This window comes from Janthinobacterium tructae, from assembly GCF_006517255.1.
Lineage (GTDB): Bacteria > Pseudomonadota > Gammaproteobacteria > Burkholderiales > Burkholderiaceae_D > Janthinobacterium > Janthinobacterium tructae.
Genome location: NZ_CP041185.1, coordinates 488,791 through 505,896 on the forward strand (window position 1 = coordinate 488,791; position 17,106 = coordinate 505,896).

17 protein-coding genes are annotated in these 17,106 nt (G+C 61.4%); all 17 read left to right on the forward strand.

The features are described from left to right. Window position 1: 1 nt before the first annotated feature. The 17 genes from rpsB to FJQ89_RS02245 all read left to right on the forward strand — a co-directional run bounded on the left by rpsB (window position 2) and on the right by FJQ89_RS02245 (window position 17,031). Complete coding sequence (gene rpsB / locus FJQ89_RS02165) at window positions 2-754, forward strand: 30S ribosomal protein S2 (RefSeq protein ID WP_071077760.1); 753 nt, start codon at window positions 2-4, stop codon at window positions 752-754. Between the two features lie 158 nt (window positions 755-912). After that, on the forward strand, window positions 913-1,824 hold the full coding sequence (tsf, locus tag FJQ89_RS02170; protein WP_071077759.1) for a translation elongation factor Ts: 912 nt from the start codon (window positions 913-915) through the stop codon (window positions 1,822-1,824). A gap of 147 nt (window positions 1,825-1,971) precedes the next feature. Continuing rightward, window positions 1,972-2,688, forward strand: a complete 717-nt coding sequence (gene pyrH, locus FJQ89_RS02175) for a UMP kinase (RefSeq protein ID WP_071077758.1) — start codon at window positions 1,972-1,974, stop codon at window positions 2,686-2,688. Window positions 2,689-2,866: 178 nt separating this feature from the next. After that, window positions 2,867-3,427, forward strand: a complete 561-nt coding sequence (frr, locus tag FJQ89_RS02180; RefSeq protein ID WP_141168851.1) for a ribosome recycling factor — start codon at window positions 2,867-2,869, stop codon at window positions 3,425-3,427. Window positions 3,428-3,526: 99 nt separating this feature from the next. Further along, window positions 3,527-4,294: a polyprenyl diphosphate synthase gene (gene uppS, locus FJQ89_RS02185; protein ID WP_141168852.1), complete on the forward strand. Its 768-nt coding sequence runs from the start codon at window positions 3,527-3,529 to the stop codon at window positions 4,292-4,294. Then, a complete protein-coding gene (locus tag FJQ89_RS02190) occupies window positions 4,294-5,127 on the forward strand; it encodes a phosphatidate cytidylyltransferase (RefSeq protein WP_141168853.1) in 834 nt (277 codons plus the stop codon). Before uppS ends, FJQ89_RS02190 begins: the two co-directional genes overlap by 1 nt. Window positions 5,128-5,135: 8 nt before the next feature. Continuing rightward, the gene (ispC, locus tag FJQ89_RS02195) at window positions 5,136-6,320 is read left to right on the forward strand and encodes a 1-deoxy-D-xylulose-5-phosphate reductoisomerase (RefSeq protein WP_141168854.1); all 1,185 of its coding nucleotides are present in this window, start codon (window positions 5,136-5,138) and stop codon (window positions 6,318-6,320) included. Further along, window positions 6,317-7,678, forward strand: a complete 1,362-nt coding sequence (gene rseP, locus FJQ89_RS02200) for an RIP metalloprotease RseP (protein WP_141168855.1) — start codon at window positions 6,317-6,319, stop codon at window positions 7,676-7,678. Before ispC ends, rseP begins: the two co-directional genes overlap by 4 nt. An 83-nt stretch (window positions 7,679-7,761) precedes the next feature. Then, complete coding sequence (gene bamA, locus FJQ89_RS02205) at window positions 7,762-10,098, forward strand: outer membrane protein assembly factor BamA (protein WP_141168856.1); 2,337 nt, start codon at window positions 7,762-7,764, stop codon at window positions 10,096-10,098. A gap of 51 nt (window positions 10,099-10,149) precedes the next feature. Then, window positions 10,150-10,668 (forward strand): OmpH/Skp family outer membrane protein, encoded by a 519-nt coding sequence (locus tag FJQ89_RS02210; protein WP_071077751.1) that lies wholly within the window; start codon window positions 10,150-10,152, stop codon window positions 10,666-10,668. 164 nt (window positions 10,669-10,832) lie between these two features. Beyond that, window positions 10,833-11,888, forward strand: a complete 1,056-nt coding sequence (gene lpxD / locus FJQ89_RS02215) for a UDP-3-O-(3-hydroxymyristoyl)glucosamine N-acyltransferase (protein WP_141168857.1) — start codon at window positions 10,833-10,835, stop codon at window positions 11,886-11,888. Then, entirely contained in the window at window positions 11,885-12,379 is a 495-nt protein-coding gene (fabZ, locus tag FJQ89_RS02220) for a 3-hydroxyacyl-ACP dehydratase FabZ (protein ID WP_100872727.1), read from the forward strand. Before lpxD ends, fabZ begins: the two co-directional genes overlap by 4 nt. Further along, on the forward strand, window positions 12,379-13,170 hold the full coding sequence (lpxA, locus tag FJQ89_RS02225) for an acyl-ACP--UDP-N-acetylglucosamine O-acyltransferase (RefSeq protein ID WP_141168858.1): 792 nt from the start codon (window positions 12,379-12,381) through the stop codon (window positions 13,168-13,170). The genes fabZ and lpxA overlap by 1 nt, the downstream gene beginning before the upstream one ends. Then, window positions 13,154-14,338 carry a lipid-A-disaccharide synthase gene (lpxB, locus tag FJQ89_RS02230; RefSeq protein WP_141168859.1) on the forward strand — a complete coding sequence of 395 codons (1,185 nt, stop codon included), beginning with the start codon at window positions 13,154-13,156 and terminating at the stop codon, window positions 14,336-14,338. The genes lpxA and lpxB overlap by 17 nt, the downstream gene beginning before the upstream one ends. A gap of 43 nt (window positions 14,339-14,381) precedes the next feature. Beyond that, entirely contained in the window at window positions 14,382-15,020 is a 639-nt protein-coding gene (rnhB, locus tag FJQ89_RS02235) for a ribonuclease HII (RefSeq protein ID WP_096235118.1), read from the forward strand. Then, entirely contained in the window at window positions 15,017-15,802 is a 786-nt protein-coding gene (locus FJQ89_RS02240) for a TrmH family RNA methyltransferase (RefSeq protein WP_141168860.1), read from the forward strand. The genes rnhB and FJQ89_RS02240 overlap by 4 nt, the downstream gene beginning before the upstream one ends. An 11-nt stretch (window positions 15,803-15,813) precedes the next feature. Continuing rightward, window positions 15,814-17,031, forward strand: a complete 1,218-nt coding sequence (locus tag FJQ89_RS02245; protein ID WP_141168861.1) for an aminotransferase class V-fold PLP-dependent enzyme — start codon at window positions 15,814-15,816, stop codon at window positions 17,029-17,031. Window positions 17,032-17,106 lie beyond the last annotated feature (75 nt).

Sequence of the window (17,106 nt, forward strand, 5' to 3'; positions counted from 1 at the left end):
AATGTCCGTAACAATGCGCGAAATGCTGGAAGCCGGTGTCCACTTTGGTCACCAAACCCGTTTTTGGAATCCAAAAATGGCACCGTTCATCTTCGGCCATCGCAACAAGATCCACATCATCAACCTGGAAAAAACCATGGCGATGTACCAGGACGCAATGAAGCACGTGCGTCAACTGGCTGCAAACCGTGGCACCATCCTGATGGTTGGCACCAAGCGTCAAGCTCGCGAAATCATCGCTGCTGAAGCACAACGCGCTGGCGTGCCTTTCGTTGATCAACGTTGGTTGGGCGGCATGCTGACCAACTTCAAAACGATCAAAACCTCGATCAAGCGTCTGAAAGACATGGAAGTCATGGTTGAAGACGGTTCGATCGAGAAGCTGTCGAAAAAAGAAGCGCTGATGTTCTCCCGCGAAATGATCAAGCTGCAAAAATCGATCGGCGGCATCAAGGACATGGGCGGCATTCCTGACGCAATCTTCGTCGTCGACGTCGGCTACCACAAAGGTGCGATCACCGAAGCAGCTAAACTGGGTATCCCGGTCATCGGCGTTGTCGATACCAATCACTCCCCAGAAGGCGTGAACTTCGTGATCCCAGGTAACGATGACTCCTCGAAAGCCATCATGTTGTACGCTCGCGGTGTTGCTGATGCAATCATCGAAGGCCGTGCAGCTGCCGGTAACGAAGTTGTTGAAATGGTTAAAGCAGCCGCTGGCGACGAATTCGTCGAAGTAAACGAACAGGCTTAATGGCCAGGCTATCGCGAGATAGCCGTTTGTAAGCACAGCAGTAAGGGAAAAGGGGTGGCAGCAGCTCCCCCTTTTTTTTAACAAAAAAACGATAGTGACCGCTGGCGAGGCAGATCTGCCCGGCCGCGACTGTCGACTCACCGAATCAGGAGAAACACATGGCAGCGATTACAGCAGCGATGGTAGGCGAATTGCGCGGCAAAACCGACGCACCAATGATGGAATGCAAAAAAGCACTGACCGAAGCCGATGGCGACATGGCGCGTGCGGAAGAGATCCTGCGCGTCAAACTGGGCGGCAAGGCATCGAAAGCATCGGCACGCATCACCGCTGAAGGCGTCGTGGCAACTTACATCGCCAATGGCGTAGGCGCCCTGGTCGAAGTGAACTCGGAAACCGACTTCGTTGCGAAAAACGACGATTTCCTGGCACTGGCCAACAACGCTGCCCGTCTGGTAGCAGAACACAACCCGGCTGACGTCGCTGCCCTGCTGGCCTTGCCACTCGATGGCAAGACCCTGGACGAAGTGCGCGCTGCCCTGATCGGCAAAATCGGCGAAAACATGACCATCCGTCGCTTCCAGCGTTTCGAAACCAGCAACAAGCTGGCGTCGTACCTGCATGGCGCGCGCATTGGCGTGATCGTCGAATTCGACGGCGCCGATGAGCAAGTCGGCAAAGACGTGGCCATGCACATCGCTGCCATGAAGCCAGTGTCGCTGTCGTCGAATGAAGTTCCAGCGGAACTGATCGAAAAAGAGCGTTCGGTTGCCCAACTGAAAGCCGAAGAAGACGCAGTCAAAGCGGCCGCCGAAGGCAAGCCAGCGCAATCGCCGGAAATCCTGGCCAAGCGCCTGGAAGGTTCCGTACAGAAGTTCCTGAAAGAAGTATCGCTGCTGAACCAGGCTTTCGTGAAAAACGACAAGCTGTCGGTTGAGCAAATGCTGAAGGCGGCTAACACCAGCGTCAAAGGTTTTGCCATGTACGTGGTAGGCGAGGGCATCGAGAAGAAACAAGACGACTTCGCAGCAGAAGTCGCAGCACAGATGGCTGCCTCCCAGGGAGCGTAAGTAAAGCGGGCCGAGAGGCCCGTTTTTTTGGCCCGCCCGCACCTGTCGTGCCGGGCGGCGGCATGGGCAGCCCCGCGCGCCTATCCGGCGCTGCAAGGCGCTGCGCCATGTCATACTCGAATAACCTCATTTATGGAGCCCCAGCTCATGTCAAAACCAGCCTACAAGCGCGTCCTCCTCAAGTTGTCCGGCGAAGCCCTGATGGGCGATGATCCCTACGGCATCAACCGTGCCACGATCGAGCGCATGGTGGCCGATGTGGCCGAGGTGGCGAAATTGGGTGTGGAACTGGCAATCGTGATTGGCGGCGGCAATATCTTCCGTGGCGTCGCACCTGGCGCGCAAGGCATGGACCGTGCCACCGCCGACTACATGGGCATGCTTGCCACCGTGATGAATGCACTGGCCCTGGCCGATGCCATGCGCCACGTCGGCATCGTCGCACGCGTCATGTCGGCCATCGGCATCGAGCAAGTCGTCGAGCCGTACGTCCGTCCGAAAGCCCTGCAATACCTGGAAGAAGGCAAAGTGGTGGTCTTCGCCGCCGGTACCGGCAATCCGTTCTTCACCACCGACACGGCAGCTGCCCTGCGCGGTTCCGAGATCAGTGCCGAGATCGTCCTGAAGGCCACCAAGGTCGACGGTGTCTACACGGCCGATCCGAAGAAGGATCCGAACGCTACCCTGTTCCACACGATTACCTTCGACGACGCCATCGCCAAGCACCTGCAAGTGATGGATGCCACCGCATTCGCCCTGTGCCGCGACCAGAAACTGCCAATCAAAGTGTTTTCGATCACCAAGCCAGGCGCGCTGATGCGCGTCATCATGGGCGAAGATGAAGGCACGCTGGTTCACGTATAGAAATAAGGAGCACCGAGAAACCGTCCATGGCTGCGTTGCAGCGCCTCGCCGTACATTAAGTACTGTCTTCGGCGCTGCGCCTTGCCCTGAACGGTTTTCGGCACTCCCGGCTGCGCGAACATTTACACTGCAGTGAATAATTGTAATACCCATTTATTATCAAGATATAGGAGGGCGTATGTCCTTAGCTGACGTTAAAAAGAACACCCAGGAACGCATGACGAAGTCGCTGGAAACACTGAAGGCCGACCTGGCCAAAGTGCGTACCGGCCGCGCCCATACGGGTATCCTGGACCACGTGATGGTCGATTACTACGGTTCGCCGACGGCGCTGACCCAGGTAGCCAACGTGACCCTGATCGACGCGCGCACCATCGGTGTGCAGCCGTACGAAAAGAAGATGGCCTCGACCGTCGAAAAAGCCATCCGTGACGCCGACCTCGGCTTGAACCCATCGGCACAGGGCGACATGATCCGCGTCCCGACGCCGCCGCTGACGGAAGAGCGCCGCAAGGAAATGGTCAAGCTGGTCAAGAGCGAAGCGGAAGATGCGAAGATTGCCGTGCGTAACATTCGCCGCGATGCCAACGAGTCGCTGAAGAAACTGGTCAAGGAAAAAGCATGCTCCGAGGACGATGAGCGCCGCTCGTCGGAAGAAGTGCAGAAACTGACGGACAAGTTTATTGCCGACATCGACAAGATGGTGGTCGACAAAGAAAAAGAAGTGCTGACGGTCTAGTTTTCACTCCTTTTGACGCTGCCCGGGAAAGCATGGCTTTTCCGGGCAGTGCTATTTGGCGCATAATAGTTATCTTTTATTTTTGGTATTCGTGTTTTCATGATCTATTCGAGTTCGACAACGGCAGTACCTGAGGTTGGCACTGTGCCGCGCCATGTGGCAATCATTATGGATGGCAATGGCCGCTGGGCAACCAAACGCTTCCTGCCGCGCGTGGCTGGCCACGTCAAGGGCGCTGACGCCGTGCGCGGTGTCGTCGAGACCTGCCTCGAACGGGGTGTCGAATATCTGACCCTGTTTGCCTTCAGTTCGGAAAACTGGCGCCGCCCGGAAGAAGAGGTGTCGATGCTGATGCGCCTGTTCGTTACCATGCTGGAACGCGAAGTTGTGAAGATGCATGCCAACGACATCCGCCTGAAAGTGGTGGGCGACCTGTCGCGCTTCAACGAACAGCTGCAGACCCTGATCGCCAATGCCGAGCGCAAGACGGCGCGCAACACGCGCCTGACGGTGACGATCTGCGCCAATTACGGCGGGCGCTGGGACATCATGCAGGCAGTCAACAAAATGACGGTCGAGGCCGCTGCCAACGGCCAGCCTGCCGGGCAGGCTTACACGGAAGAGCAACTGGCGCCGCACCTGGCCATGGCCTATGCGCCCGAGCCTGACTTGTTCATCCGCACAGGCGGCGAGCAGCGCATTTCCAATTTCCTGCTGTGGCAACTGGCGTACACTGAGCTGTTTTTTACCGAGACTTTCTGGCCCGACTTCAATGACGAGTGCCTCGACGCGGCAATCGCGTCTTACCAGCAGCGCGAACGGCGCTTTGGCCGTACCAGCGCGCAATTAACTGAAAAGACAAACTGATGCTGAAAACACGGATAATCACCGCCCTGGTCCTCTTGGCGGTCTTGCTGCCGGTTCTGTATCTGAATTATTTCCCCGCCTTCGCCGTGATCGCCACGGCGTTCTTCGGCGCCGCCGTCTGGGAAAGCTTCCGCATTTTCAAAAATCGCCAGGCGCTCTTGATTGCTGCCGTCTGGACTGCCGCCTTCGCGTATACGTTTTTTGTCGGTAACGGCATGGCGCAGCTCAATTTCTGGTTCGCCCTGTGCGTGGCCATCTGGCTGATCCGCTTCGTGCCCTCGCTGGCGACGGGCTTGCCGCCCACCGAAGGCCTGGGCAATACCTTGCTCAGCCTGGTGTACCCGGTGACCATCGTCGGCTGCTTCGTCGCCATCATCGCCTTGTTCCTGCATAGCCCCTTGTACCTGCTGTCCGTCATGGCGCTGGTGTGGATCGCCGATATCGGCGCGTATTTTTCGGGCAAGGCGTTCGGCAAGCGCAAGCTGGCGCCCAGCATTTCCCCGGGTAAATCCTGGGAAGGCGCCATCGGCGGCGGCATCGCCGTGCTCGTCATCGCCGCCATCACCATCGTCGCCGCGCCATCGTTGCCGGTGCTGCAAGACACCTTCGCCGTGCAGCTGCAATTGCGCCGCGGCTGGTTGGTGGCCCTGCTGGTGCTGCTGCTGGTCGTCGCGGCCAGCATCGTCGGCGACCTGTTCGAATCCCAATTGAAGCGCCGCGCCGGCATCAAGGACAGCAGCAACCTGCTGCCTGGCCATGGCGGCGTACTTGACCGTATCGATGCGCTGATCCCGGTCCTGCCATTTGCCGCCCTCGTGGCCAGCTGGCTTTAAGGAAACTCATGCAATACATCACCATCCTTGGCGCGACCGGCTCGATCGGCGTGTCTACCCTGGACGTGCTCGCGCGTCATCCCGAGCAATACAGCGTGTATGCGCTGAGCGCGCACAGCCGCGTGGCCGAACTGGCCGCCCAGTGCCTGCAGTTCCGTCCGCAGCGTGCCGTCGTCGGCACGGCAGACGGCGCCCTTGAGCTGACGCGCTTGCTGCGCGGGCAGGGCGTCGCTACGCAGGTCGAGTACGGCGTGGAAGCCCTGTGCGCCATCGCCAGCGCACCGCAGGTGACGGGCGTGATGGCGGCCATCGTCGGCGCGGCCGGCCTGGCGCCCACCCTGGCGGCGGCACGCGCCGGCAAGAAAGTATTGTTGGCCAATAAAGAGGCGCTGGTCATGTCCGGCCAGCTGTTCATCGATGCCGTGCACGATAACGGCGCCGTGCTGCTGCCTATCGACAGCGAGCATAACGCCATCTTCCAATGCATGCCGCACGCGCATGGCCGCGCGCCAGGCGCCGCGGGCGTGGCAAAAATCGTGCTGACGGCTTCCGGCGGCCCCTTCCTCACGCGCGACGTCGAGACGCTCGACACGGTCACGCCGGACCAGGCCTGCAAGCATCCGACCTGGGCCATGGGACGCAAGATTTCCGTCGATTCGGCCACCATGATGAACAAGGGCCTGGAAGTGATCGAGGCGCACTGGCTGTTCGGCGCGCCGGCCGAGCAGATCGAGGTGCTGATCCATCCGCAAAGCGTGATCCATTCGATGGTGTCGTATGTCGACGGTTCCGTGCTGGCCCAGCTGGGCAACCCGGACATGCGCACGCCGATCGCCCATGCACTGGCATACCCGCAGCGTATCGCTTCCGGCGTGGCACAGCTGGACCTGGCGCAAGTGGCCACCCTGCAGTTCGAACGTCCCGATTTTCGCCGTTTCCCCTGCCTGGCGCTGGCGTTCGACGCCTTGCGCGCTGGCGGTACGGCGCCGGCCCTGCTCAACGCGGCCAATGAAGTGGCGGTGCAAGCCTTCCTCGACGGGCAGATCGGCTTCCGCCAGATCGACAGAGTCATCGCCCACGTGATCGAGACGGTGCCGCATGGCGCCGCCTCCAGCATCGAGGCCGTGATGGAGCAGGACCGCCTGGCCAGAGCGGCCGCGCACGCGTATATCGCCCAGAGGCTGGCCGCATGACGCTGATTACTACCTTGCTGGCCTTTATCGTCGCGCTCGGTTCACTGATTACCCTGCACGAGCTGGGCCACTACCTGGTGGCGCGCTGGTGCGGCGTGAAAGTGCTGCGCTTCTCGATCGGCATGGGAAAAGTGGTGTATTCGCGCAAGTTTGGCAAGGACCAGACGGAATGGGCGATTTCCGCGCTGCCGCTGGGCGGCTATGTGAGCATGCTCGACAGCCGCGCGCAAGACCTCAGCGATTTGCCGGAAAGCGAATTGCGCCGCGAATTCACGCGCCAGAGCGTGTGGCGCCGCATCGCCATCGTGGCCGCCGGCCCGCTGGCCAATTTCCTTGTCGCCATCGTGCTGTACGCGGGCCTGTTCATGCATGGCATCGAAGAGCCGTCGAGCAAGCTCGGTCCCGTGGCCGAGCAGACGGCCGCCTACGCGGCCGGCTTGCGCAGCGGCGACACGGTTGAAACGGTGAATGGCAAGGCCGTAGCGAGCTGGTCCGAGCTGCGCTGGGAATTGATCCAGGCCACCCTCGACAAGCGGCCGGCGCGCATCGAAGTGCGCCGTCCCGACCGTGGCCAGCAGGAGGCGACCTTGCCGACGGCCAGCCTGACGGAGACGGACCTGGAAGGCGACGTGCTGGGCAAGCTGGGCCTCACCCTGGCCCGTTCCGCGCCGACCCTGATGGAAATCATGCCCGGTGGCGCCGCCGCGCGCGCCGGTCTGCAGAAAAACGACCAGATCCTGGCCATCAACGAGCAGCCCGTGCACGACGTGGCGGCCGTCATCGCCACCCTGAGCCAGGCGCCGGGCCGGACCTTGCAATTGCAACTCCTGCGCCAGGGCCAGGACCTGAGCTTGCCCATTACGCCGGAGGCCGTGCCGGGTGCGGGGGCAGAGGGAGCTGTAACAGTTGGTAAGATCCAGGCAAAGCTGGGGCAGGTGCCGGATATGATCAATGTGGCCTCCGGACCGTTCTCTGCCGTAGGCAAGGCGTCCACCAAGGTCTGGGATACCAGTGTCATGAGCCTGAAAATGCTGGGTAAAATGATTACCGGCCAGGTTTCGCTGAAGAATGTGACGGGGCCCATTACCATCGCCGATTATGCGGGCCAGACGGCGCGCACCGGCCTGGTAAGCTACCTGAGCTTCATCGCCTTCATCAGTATCAGTCTGGGCGTGATGAATTTGCTACCCATTCCTGTTCTGGATGGCGGGCATTTGCTGTATTATTCGCTGGAAGTTTTGACCGGACGCCCCTTGCCGGAGCGCGTAGGCGAGATTGCCCAGCGCCTGGGGATCGGTTTGTTGCTGACCTTGATGGTGCTTGCCGTCTTTAATGACGTGTTGCGATTGCTGAATTAGGGCGGTGGTTGATGCCATTGCGTGAGTCGCACAAGCAATCTTTTGTGTATGTTGTCCATTGATTTACCCATTGAATAACCCCAATGAAATTACATTCTGCTCGTTTTGCCTTGCCTTCCTTTCGTCGCAGCCTGATCGGCGCCGCCGTCATGGCCTTCTGTGCCGGCCATGCGCTGGCCGTCCAGCCATTTACTGTCAAGGACATCCGGGTCGAAGGGATCCAGCGTACTGAAGCGGGTACTGTTTTCAGCTATCTGCCGGTGCGCGTCGGCGAAACGTTCTCCGACGAGAAGAGTATCGCCGCCATCAAAGCCCTGTACGCGACGGGTTTTTTCAAGGACGTGCGCCTGGAAGTCGATGGCGACGTGCTGGTGGTGCTGGTCGAGGAGCGCCCGGCCATCGCTGCCGTGGAATTCACGGGCACCAAGGAATTTGAAAAAGATGTGCTGGTCAAGGCCTTGAAGGAAATCGGCGTCGGCGAAGCGAAGATTTTCGACAAGGCCTCGGTCGACCGCGCGGAGCAAGAGCTCAAGCGCCAGTATCTGTCGCATGGCCTGTACGGCGTGAAGATCACCACCACCGTCACGCCGATCGAGCGCAACCGCGTCAACGTGGTGTTCGCCGTCGACGAGGGCGACGTGGCCCGCATCAAGCAGATCAACATCGTCGGCAACAAGGCCTTCACGGACAAGGAACTGCGCGAACAGCTGGCCCTGAACACGGGCGGCTGGTTCAGCTGGTACACCAAGGCCGACCAGTATTCGAAGACCAAGCTGACGGGCGACATCGAGTCGCTGAAGTCCTACTACCTGGACCGTGGCTATATCGAGATGCAGGTCGACTCCACGCAAGTGTCGATCACGCCCGATAAAAAAGACATTTACCTGACGATCAATATCACCGAAGGTGAAAAGTACAAGATCGCCGGCACCAAGTTCGAAGGCGAGATGTTCGGCCGCGAAGAAGAGCTGAAAGCGCTGAACCTGATGCGCGAAGGCGAGATTTACTCGGGTGCGCGCCTGACGGCCACGAATAAACGCATCCAGGACCGCCTGGCCACGTTCGGCTATGCCTTTGCCAACGTCAATGCCAATCCCGAAATCAACCGTGACAAGCATGAAGTGGGTTTTACTTTCTTCATCGATCCGGGCAAGCGCGTGTACGTGCGCCACATGAATATCGCCGGCAACACCACCACGCGCGATGAAGTCATCCGCCGCGAATTCCGCCAGTTCGAATCGTCCTGGTACGACAGCAACAAGATCAAGCTGTCGCGCGACCGTGTCGACCGCCTGGGCTACTTCAAGGACGTGACCATCGACACGCCGGAAGCGCAGGGCACGACCGACCAGGTCGACGTCAACGTGACGGTGGTGGAAAAACCAACGGGTAACTTCCTGATCGGCGGCGCCTTTTCGCAGTCGGAGAAGTTCACCCTGTCGGCATCGATTTCGCAGGCCAACTTCGCCGGTAGCGGCAACACGGTTGGTATTGAACTCAATACCAGCCATTACAGCCGCACGATTGCGTTTTCGCAAACCAATCCGTATTTTACGGACGATGGCATTTCGCGCAGCTTTGAAGTTTACCTGCGTACGACGGAACCGCCGGCGCTGAACATCGGCAGCTACAAGATCAAGCAAACCGGTGGCCGCGTCAGTTTCGGCGTGCCATTCTCGGAAGTCGACACCGTTTTCTTCGGCATCGGCGCCGAGCGCTCGCGCATCGAAACCGACATCACCAGCCCGGTCCGCTTCAAGCAGTACGTGAAAGACAATGGTGGCCCGTCCGACGGTATCGGTTCGGCTACCACCAATTCCATCCCGTTGACGGCGGCATGGCAGCGTGACAGCCGCGACAGCGCCCTGACGCCATCGATCGGCCGCTACCAGCGCGTCAACCTGGAGGCTGACCTGATCGGCGACCAGAAGTACTTCCGTGCCATCTATGAGCACCAGTATTTCCGTCCGCTGTTCAGCAAGGTTACCCTGGCGCTGAAAGGCGAGATCGATTACGGCCACGGCATCGGCAATCACGTGTACCCGGTCTTCAAGAACTTCTACGGCGGTGGCATCGGTTCGGTGCGCGGCTACCTGAGTTCCTCGCTGGGCGCGGTAGAACCGAGCACCAACGATGCCCTGGGCGGCGCTTCGCGCCTGATCGGTAACGCCGAACTGCAGATGCCATTCCCCGGTTCGGGCAATGACCGCAGCCTGCGCTGGTTCGGTTTCCTTGACGGCGGCCAGGTTTACCAGGAAGGCGAAAAAATGCGGATCTCGCAATTGCGCTATTCTGCTGGCTTGGGCATCAGCTGGATTTCACCGGTGGGCCCGCTCAAGCTGAGCTATGCCAAACCGCTGAACGCCAAGCCGACGGACCGCCTGGAGCGCTTCCAGTTCCAGATGGGCACCGGTTTCTGACCGGCCATCTGAACCGGGCCGACAGCTTTTACCTTTTGACCATGGAGTATCATGAACACCGCATCCGCTACCCTGCCCAAGTCCCTTGCCGTGATCGCATTGTGCTGGAGTTCGCTGTTGCCGGTGCAGGCGCAGGCTCAGGAGTCGAAGATCGCCTGGATCAGCAGCGAACGTATTTATAACGAATCGAGGCTGGCCAAAGCGGCCAGCGCCAAGCTGGCCGAAGAGTTCCGCTCGCGCGAAAAAGCGGTGCAGGAACTGGGCAGCCGCTTCAAGGTGGCCAACGAGGCCCTGGAAAAGGATATGCCCACCCTGAGCGAGGCCGAGCGCGCCAAACGCCAGCGCGAATTCTTCGAGCTGGACAAGGAGCTGCAACGCCGCCAGCGCGAATTTCGCGAAGACCTGAGCCAGCGCACGAACGAAGAGCGCAGCGCCATCGCGGAAAAAGCCAACACCATCATCCAGCAGATGGCGCATATCGAAGGATATGACATCGTGCTGCAGGAAGCCCTGTGGGCCAGCCCGCGCATCGACATTACCGACAAGGTCTTGAAGGCGCTGGACAAGTAACAGTAACGGTTTTAAGCCTGACAGTGCCGTAGCGAGCGGATGTGAGTTGTGGTTGAGAAGCGGAGCTGTGCGAAAGCACGGGGCCGCCCGAGGCAGTGAGCATCGGAGACCGCAAGTCGCGCCGCGCAGCAGGCATAGTCAGGCGTTTTTATAAGGGTATATCGATGGGCACTCGACTAGGAGATTTGGTCGAACGCTTCGGTGGTCAATTGGCGGGCGATCCCAACCTGGAAGTCACAGGGATCGCGCCGCTGGCCGACGCCGGCGCTTCGCACATCAGCTTTCTCAGCAATAGCAAATTTCGCGCGCAGGCCGCCCAGAGCGGCGCTGCGGCGCTGATACTCACGCCGGCCGATGATGCGCTGATCGGTGCCGAGTACGCCGGCGCGCGCATCGTCACACCGAATCCCTATGTGTATTTCGCGCGCGCGGCGCAGTATTTCGCCGCCCTGCATGAGATCAAGGCACCGGTCGGCATACATCCGGGCGCCTTTGTCGACGCCAGCGCGCAGGTCGATGCCAGCGCCTCTGTCGGCGTGCACGCGGTAATCGAGGCCGGCGCCATCGTCGGTGCCGGCTGCGTCATCGGCCCTGGCTGCGTGGTGGGGCGCGACGCCGTCATCGGCGCGGGCACGCAATTGCTCGCCAACGTAACCTTTCACGCGCGCTGCGTGATCGGCCAGCGCGGCATCATCCATTCCGGCGCCGTGATCGGTACCGACGGCTTCGGCTTCGCCAACGAAGGCGGCGTGTACATCAAGATTCCGCAGACGGGCAGGGTGGTGATCGGTGACGATGTCGATATCGGCGCCAATACCACCATCGACCGTGGGGCACTGGCCGACACCGTCATCGAAGATGGCGTCAAACTCGACAACCAGATCCAGATCGGCCACAACTGCCGCATCGGCGCGCATACGGCCATGGCCGGCTGCGTCGGCGTGGCCGGCAGCGCCATCATCGGCAAGTACTGCACCTTTGGCGGCGCCGCCATGGTGCTCGGTCATTTGACGATCGCCGACCGCGTCCATGTCGGCTCGGGCAGCATGGTTTCGCGCTCGATCGCGGAACCGGGGCAGTACACGGGTTTTTATCCGCTGGCCAAGAATGCCGACTGGGAAAAGAGCGCCGCCATCGTGCGCAACCTGTCAAGCATGCGCGAGAAGATCCGCACGCTTGAAAAAACAATTAAAACACTGACCACGCAAGACGAAAAATGACTACTGAAAAAAAGACCCTCGACATCCTGGCTATCAAATCGCTGCTGCCGCACCGCTATCCGCTGCTGCTGGTTGACCGCGTGCTGGACTGGGAAGCGAACAAAACCATCACCGCCATCAAGAACGTGACGGTCAACGAAGAGTTCTTCCAGGGCCATTTCCCGCACAAACCGGTCATGCCCGGCGTGCTGATGATCGAAGCGCTGGCGCAAACGGCGGCCTTGCTGTCGTTCCTGTCGATGGGCGTCAAGCCCGACGAAAACTCGGTGGTGTACTTTGTCGGCATCGACAATGCGCGCTTCAAGCGTCCGGTCGAACCGGGCGACCAGCTGAAGATGGATGTGGAAATCCTGCGCGTCTCGCGCGGCATCTGGAAATACAAGGCAGTCGGCTCGGTCGACGGCAAAGTGGCGCTGGAAGCGGAATTGATGTGCACCATCCGTAGCGCCCAGGATGCGAGCCAGTCTGCGAGCCAGCCAGCGGTGCAGTGATGGCGGCCATCCACTCTACGGCAGTCATCGATCCGAAGGCTGAGCTCGATAGCTCGGTCGAGGTGGGTCCGTATACCATCATCGGTCCGCACGTGCGCATCGGCGCCGGCACCAAAGTTGGCCCGCACGTGGTCATCGACGGCCACACGACGATCGGCAGCGACAATCACCTGTTCCAGTTTTCCTCCATCGGCGCGCAGCCGCAGGATAAAAAATGGGCGGGCGAGGCGACGCGCCTGGACATCGGCGACCGCAACACCATCCGCGAATTCTGCACCTTCAATACGGGCACCGTGCAAGGTGGCGGCGTGACGCGCCTGGGCAATGACAACTGGATCTCGGCGTATGTGCACCTGGCGCACGACTGCCTGGTCGGCAACAACACGATTTTCTCGAACAATGCCCAGCTGGCGGGCCATGTGGAGATCGGCGACTGGGTCATCATGAGCGGTTTCGCCAATGTGCACCAGTTCTGCAAGATCGGCGCGCACGCCTTTGTCGGCATGAGCACCAGCCTGACGCAGGACGTGCCACCGTTTGTCCTGTTGAATGGCAATCCGGCGCAGGCGCATGGCGTCAATATCGAGGGCTTGAAACGCCGCGGCTTTACGCGCGAGCAGATCAACGGCATCCGCGCCGCGTATAAACTCATCTACCGCTCGGGACTGACCCTGGAAGAATCCAAGGCAGCCCTGTTCGAAGAAGAGCAGGCCTCGTCGCCGGAAGTGGCGCAACACATTCGCGCCATGCGTGAATTTTTGGGCGTGGCGTCGCGTGGCATCGTCCGCTGACCAGGCCAGCGGCCTGTCGGTCGCCAACGTCGCCATCGTCGCCGGCGAGGTGTCGGGCGACCTGCTGGCCAGCCGGCTGCTGTCCGGCCTGGTGCCGCAGCTGCCCGGCGCGCGCTTCCACGGCATCGGCGGCGAGCACATGGCCAAGCAGGGCTTTGTGTCCGACTGGCCGCTCGACAAGCTGACCGTACGCGGCCTGTTCGAGATCATTCCCCGCTACCGCGAAATCAAGGGCATCCAGAACGCGCTGCGCGACCAGCTGCTGGCCGAGCGTCCTGCCGTCTTCATCGGCGCCGACTATCCCGGCTTCAACCTGGGGCTGGAACAGCAACTGAAGGAGGGGGGCATCCCCACCGTGCACTACATCGGGCCGCAGATCTGGGCCTGGCGCGGTGGACGGATCAAGAAAATCATCAAGGCCGTCTCGCACATGCTGGTGATCTTCCCCTTCGAGGAAGAAATCTACCGCAAGGCGGGCGTGCCCGTCACCTATGTCGGCCATCCGCTGGCTGAAATGATCCCCCTGCAGCCTGACGAAGCGGCTGCGCGCCGCACCCTGGGCTTGCCGGAAGACGCGAATGTCGTGACCCTGATGCCGGGCAGCCGCATGGGCGAACTCAAATACAATACGGTGGCCTTTGTCGGCGCCTGCAAGCTGCTGCTGGCGCGCGACCGCTCCTTGCGTTTCGTCGCACCCATGGCCGGCGCGAAGCAGCGCCAGTACTTCCTGCAGCTGATAGCAGAAGCTGGCTTGCAGGACGTCGAGATATTGCTCACCGATGGCGGCTCGCACACGGCCATCTGCGCCGCCGATGCGGTATTGGTGGCATCCGGCACGGCGTCGCTGGAAGTGGCGCTGTACAAGAAGCCCATGGTCATCGCCTACAAGATGATGCGCGCCTCGTGGGAAATCATGCGCCACATGGGCTACCAGCCGTGGATCGGGCTGCCCAACATCCTGGCGCGCGATTACCTGGTGCCCGAGCTGCTGCAAAACGCGGCCAGCCCGGAAGCACTGGCCGAGGCCGTGTGGCAGCAGCTGAGCGACGTGCCGGGCCGTTTGCGCCTGGTGCAGCGTTTCACGGACATGCACCACAGTCTGCTGCGCGACAGCGCGCGCGAGAGCGCCAACGCCGTCATGCAAGTCATCGCCGCCAACCGCAAGTAACTCCGATCACCGCTTCAAGCGCATTACCAACCAAAGATTCAACGTGAAAAATATCTATCCCGGCCTGTTTGACGACTTGCCATTCTCGCTCGATGAAATCATCTGCGGCGTCGACGAGGCAGGCCGCGGTCCGCTGGCCGGCCCCGTGTTCGCCGCCGCCGTGATCCTCGACCCGAACCAGCCGATCGACGGCCTGCGCGACTCGAAAAAGCTCACTGAAGCCAAGCGCGACCTGCTGGCGCCGCAAATCAAGGCCAAGGCCCTGGCCTGGGCCATCGCCGAAGCATCCGAAGAGGAAATCGACCGCCTGAACATTTTGCAGGCGTCGATGCTGGCCATGCGCCGCGCCGTCGAGGCGTTGAGTACCGTGCCGACCCTGGCCCTGATCGACGGCAACCGCTGCCCCGTGATGCCGATACGCGGCATGGCCATCATCGGTGGAGACGACAAGGTCGATTCGATTTCCGCCGCCTCGATCCTGGCCAAGACGGCGCGCGACGCGGCCCTGGTGCACTTGCATGCGGCCTATCCCGAGTACTGCTTCGACCAGCACAAGGGCTATGGCACCAAGCTGCACCTGGAGCGCTTGCACCTGCACGGCGCCTCGCCCGTGCACCGCCGTTCGTTCGCGCCCGTGCGCAACGTGATCGCCCTGTTTGGCGCGCAGGAGGTGGTGGCATGAAGACGATTACCTCGCGCGACAATGTGCAATACAAGGAGCTGCTGAAGCTGGCGGGCAGTTCGCAGGCGCGCCGCAAGTCCGGCCGCACCTTGCTAGACGGCGTGCACCTGTGCCAGTCCTACCTGCAGCTGCGCGGCATGCCGGAGCAGTGTATCGTCAGCGAAAGCGCCTTGCGCAATCCGGAAGTGATGGAGATCGTCGGCCAGCTGGAAAGCCAGAGAGCGCACGTACTGGGCTTGCCCGATGCGCTGTATCACGCGGTGAGCCAGGTCGAACACGGCGTGGGCGTGATGTTCCTCATCGAGACGCCGGAACGGGCCGTCACGCAGCCCCTGAGCGTGTCGGCCGTGCTGCTCGATAACCTGCAAGACCCGGGCAATGTGGGCTCCATCCTGCGCAGCGCGGCCGCCGCCGGCATCACGCAGGTGTACTGCAGCGCCGGCACGGCCTTCTGCTGGTCGCCGAAGGTGCTGCGCGCGGCGATGGGAGCGCACTTCGTGCTCGATGTCTTTGAAAATGTCGACCTGGCCGCACTCGTTTCCGGCGCGAAGGTGGCGACGCTCGCTACCAGCGGCTACGCCACCCAGCGATTGTACGACGTCGACCTGCGCCAGCCCGTCGCCTGGCTGTTCGGCCATGAAGGGCAGGGCGTGGCCGACGACCTGCTGTCGATGGCGACGCACCAGGTGGTCATTCCCCACTTGGGCCAGATCGAATCGCTGAACGTGGCTGCCTGCGCCGCCGTGTGCTTCTTCGAACAGCTGCGCCAGGGCCAGGCCTGAACAGGGTCGCCATGTCTTTCCCTGTGCTCGCTGACGGTGCCGCACGTGACGAGGCCTGGTGGCGCCAGGTCGCCGCGTTTTATCCCGCGCCGCCGGACGCCATCGTCAATCTGGAGCATGGCTATTTCGGCGCCATGGCCGCGCCCGTGCAAGCCGCCTTCGAGCAGGCCGTGCGCTACACGAATGAGCAGCTGAGTCCATTCGTGCGCGGCGAATTCACGCGCACGCATGTGGATATTGTGCGCCGGCGCCTGGCCGCGCTGATCCACGCCGAGCCGCACGAGATTCTGCTGACGCGCAGCGGCACCGAGTCCATGCAGGTGCTGATCACGCAATACCATAGCCTGGCGCCCGGCGATACCGTGTTGTGGAGTAATCTCGACTATCCGGCCACGCGCACGGCCATGCGCTGGCTGGCGCAGCGCCGTGGCGTCACCAGCACGCAAGTCACATTGGGCTTGCCCATCAGCGATGACGAGATCATCGCCCGCTATGCGCAAGCCATGCGCCAGGCCGTCCGGCCGAAACTGCTGCTGTTGTCGCAGGTGACGCCTGCGAATGGCCAGCAGTTGCCGCTGCGCGCCTTGATTGCGCTGGCGCGCGAACACGGTATCGATGTCGTGCTCGATAGTGCACATGCCCTGGGGCAGGTGGCGCTCGATGTGCGGGCGATGGATGTCGATTTTGCCGGTTTTAATTTACATAAATGGCTGGGTGCTCCGCCGGGGCTGGGCTTTGTGTATATCCGCGCCGCGCAGCTGCACAAGATCGAGCCGCATTTCGGCGACGATGATTATCCATTGGACGATATCCGCTGTCGTCTGCACATGGGCATGCCGCCGATCGGCGCCATCCTTGCCGCGCCCGCCGCGCTCGACTTTCATGAACGCCTGGGCGGCACGCCAGCCAAGACGGCACGCCTGGCCTGGCTGAGGAATTACTGGGTCAGCCGCGCCGCGCAACTGCCTGGCGTACGCCTGCTGTCGCCGCAGGATGCGCTGCGTGGCACGGCGCTGGTGGCCTTTGCCGTCGATGGCATGGACGCACGCGCGCTGCAACAGGCCTTGCTGCACCGTTTCGGGGTCTTTACCGTGCAGCGCAATATCGGCGACATGGACGTCGTGCGCGCCACGGTGGCCGTCACCACCGCCACCGCTGAACTGGATCAACTGGTCGCCGCGCTGACGGTGCTGTCCAGCGAGGCGAACTCCAGCGAGAGGAACGCCTGACAAAACCGTAGCGAGCGGAAGGAAGAGGTGGCCGAGAAGCGCAACCGTACTTCTAGTACGGTGCGCATCGCAAGC

Bases quoted from the DNA above. Each gene is read 5' to 3' on its own strand.
- rpsB (WP_071077760.1), top strand. From the start codon at position 2: ATGTCCGTAACAATGCGCGAAATGCTGGAAGCCGGTGTCCACTTTGGT.
- FJQ89_RS02210 (WP_071077751.1), top strand. From the start codon at position 10,150: ATGAACACCGCATCCGCTACCCTGCCCAAGTCCCTTGCCGTGATCGCA.
- tsf (WP_071077759.1), top strand. From the start codon at position 913: ATGGCAGCGATTACAGCAGCGATGGTAGGCGAATTGCGCGGCAAAACC.
- pyrH (WP_071077758.1), top strand. From the start codon at position 1,972: ATGTCAAAACCAGCCTACAAGCGCGTCCTCCTCAAGTTGTCCGGCGAA.
- rseP (WP_141168855.1), top strand. From the start codon at position 6,317: ATGACGCTGATTACTACCTTGCTGGCCTTTATCGTCGCGCTCGGTTCA.
- uppS (WP_141168852.1), top strand. From the start codon at position 3,527: ATGATCTATTCGAGTTCGACAACGGCAGTACCTGAGGTTGGCACTGTG.
- FJQ89_RS02190 (WP_141168853.1), top strand. From the start codon at position 4,294: ATGCTGAAAACACGGATAATCACCGCCCTGGTCCTCTTGGCGGTCTTG.
- bamA (WP_141168856.1), top strand. From the start codon at position 7,762: ATGAAATTACATTCTGCTCGTTTTGCCTTGCCTTCCTTTCGTCGCAGC.
- fabZ (WP_100872727.1), top strand. From the start codon at position 11,885: ATGACTACTGAAAAAAAGACCCTCGACATCCTGGCTATCAAATCGCTG.
- lpxD (WP_141168857.1), top strand. From the start codon at position 10,833: ATGGGCACTCGACTAGGAGATTTGGTCGAACGCTTCGGTGGTCAATTG.
- FJQ89_RS02240 (WP_141168860.1), top strand. From the start codon at position 15,017: ATGAAGACGATTACCTCGCGCGACAATGTGCAATACAAGGAGCTGCTG.
- frr (WP_141168851.1), top strand. From the start codon at position 2,867: ATGTCCTTAGCTGACGTTAAAAAGAACACCCAGGAACGCATGACGAAG.
- FJQ89_RS02245 (WP_141168861.1), top strand. From the start codon at position 15,814: ATGTCTTTCCCTGTGCTCGCTGACGGTGCCGCACGTGACGAGGCCTGG.
- lpxA (WP_141168858.1), top strand. From the start codon at position 12,379: ATGGCGGCCATCCACTCTACGGCAGTCATCGATCCGAAGGCTGAGCTC.
- ispC (WP_141168854.1), top strand. From the start codon at position 5,136: ATGCAATACATCACCATCCTTGGCGCGACCGGCTCGATCGGCGTGTCT.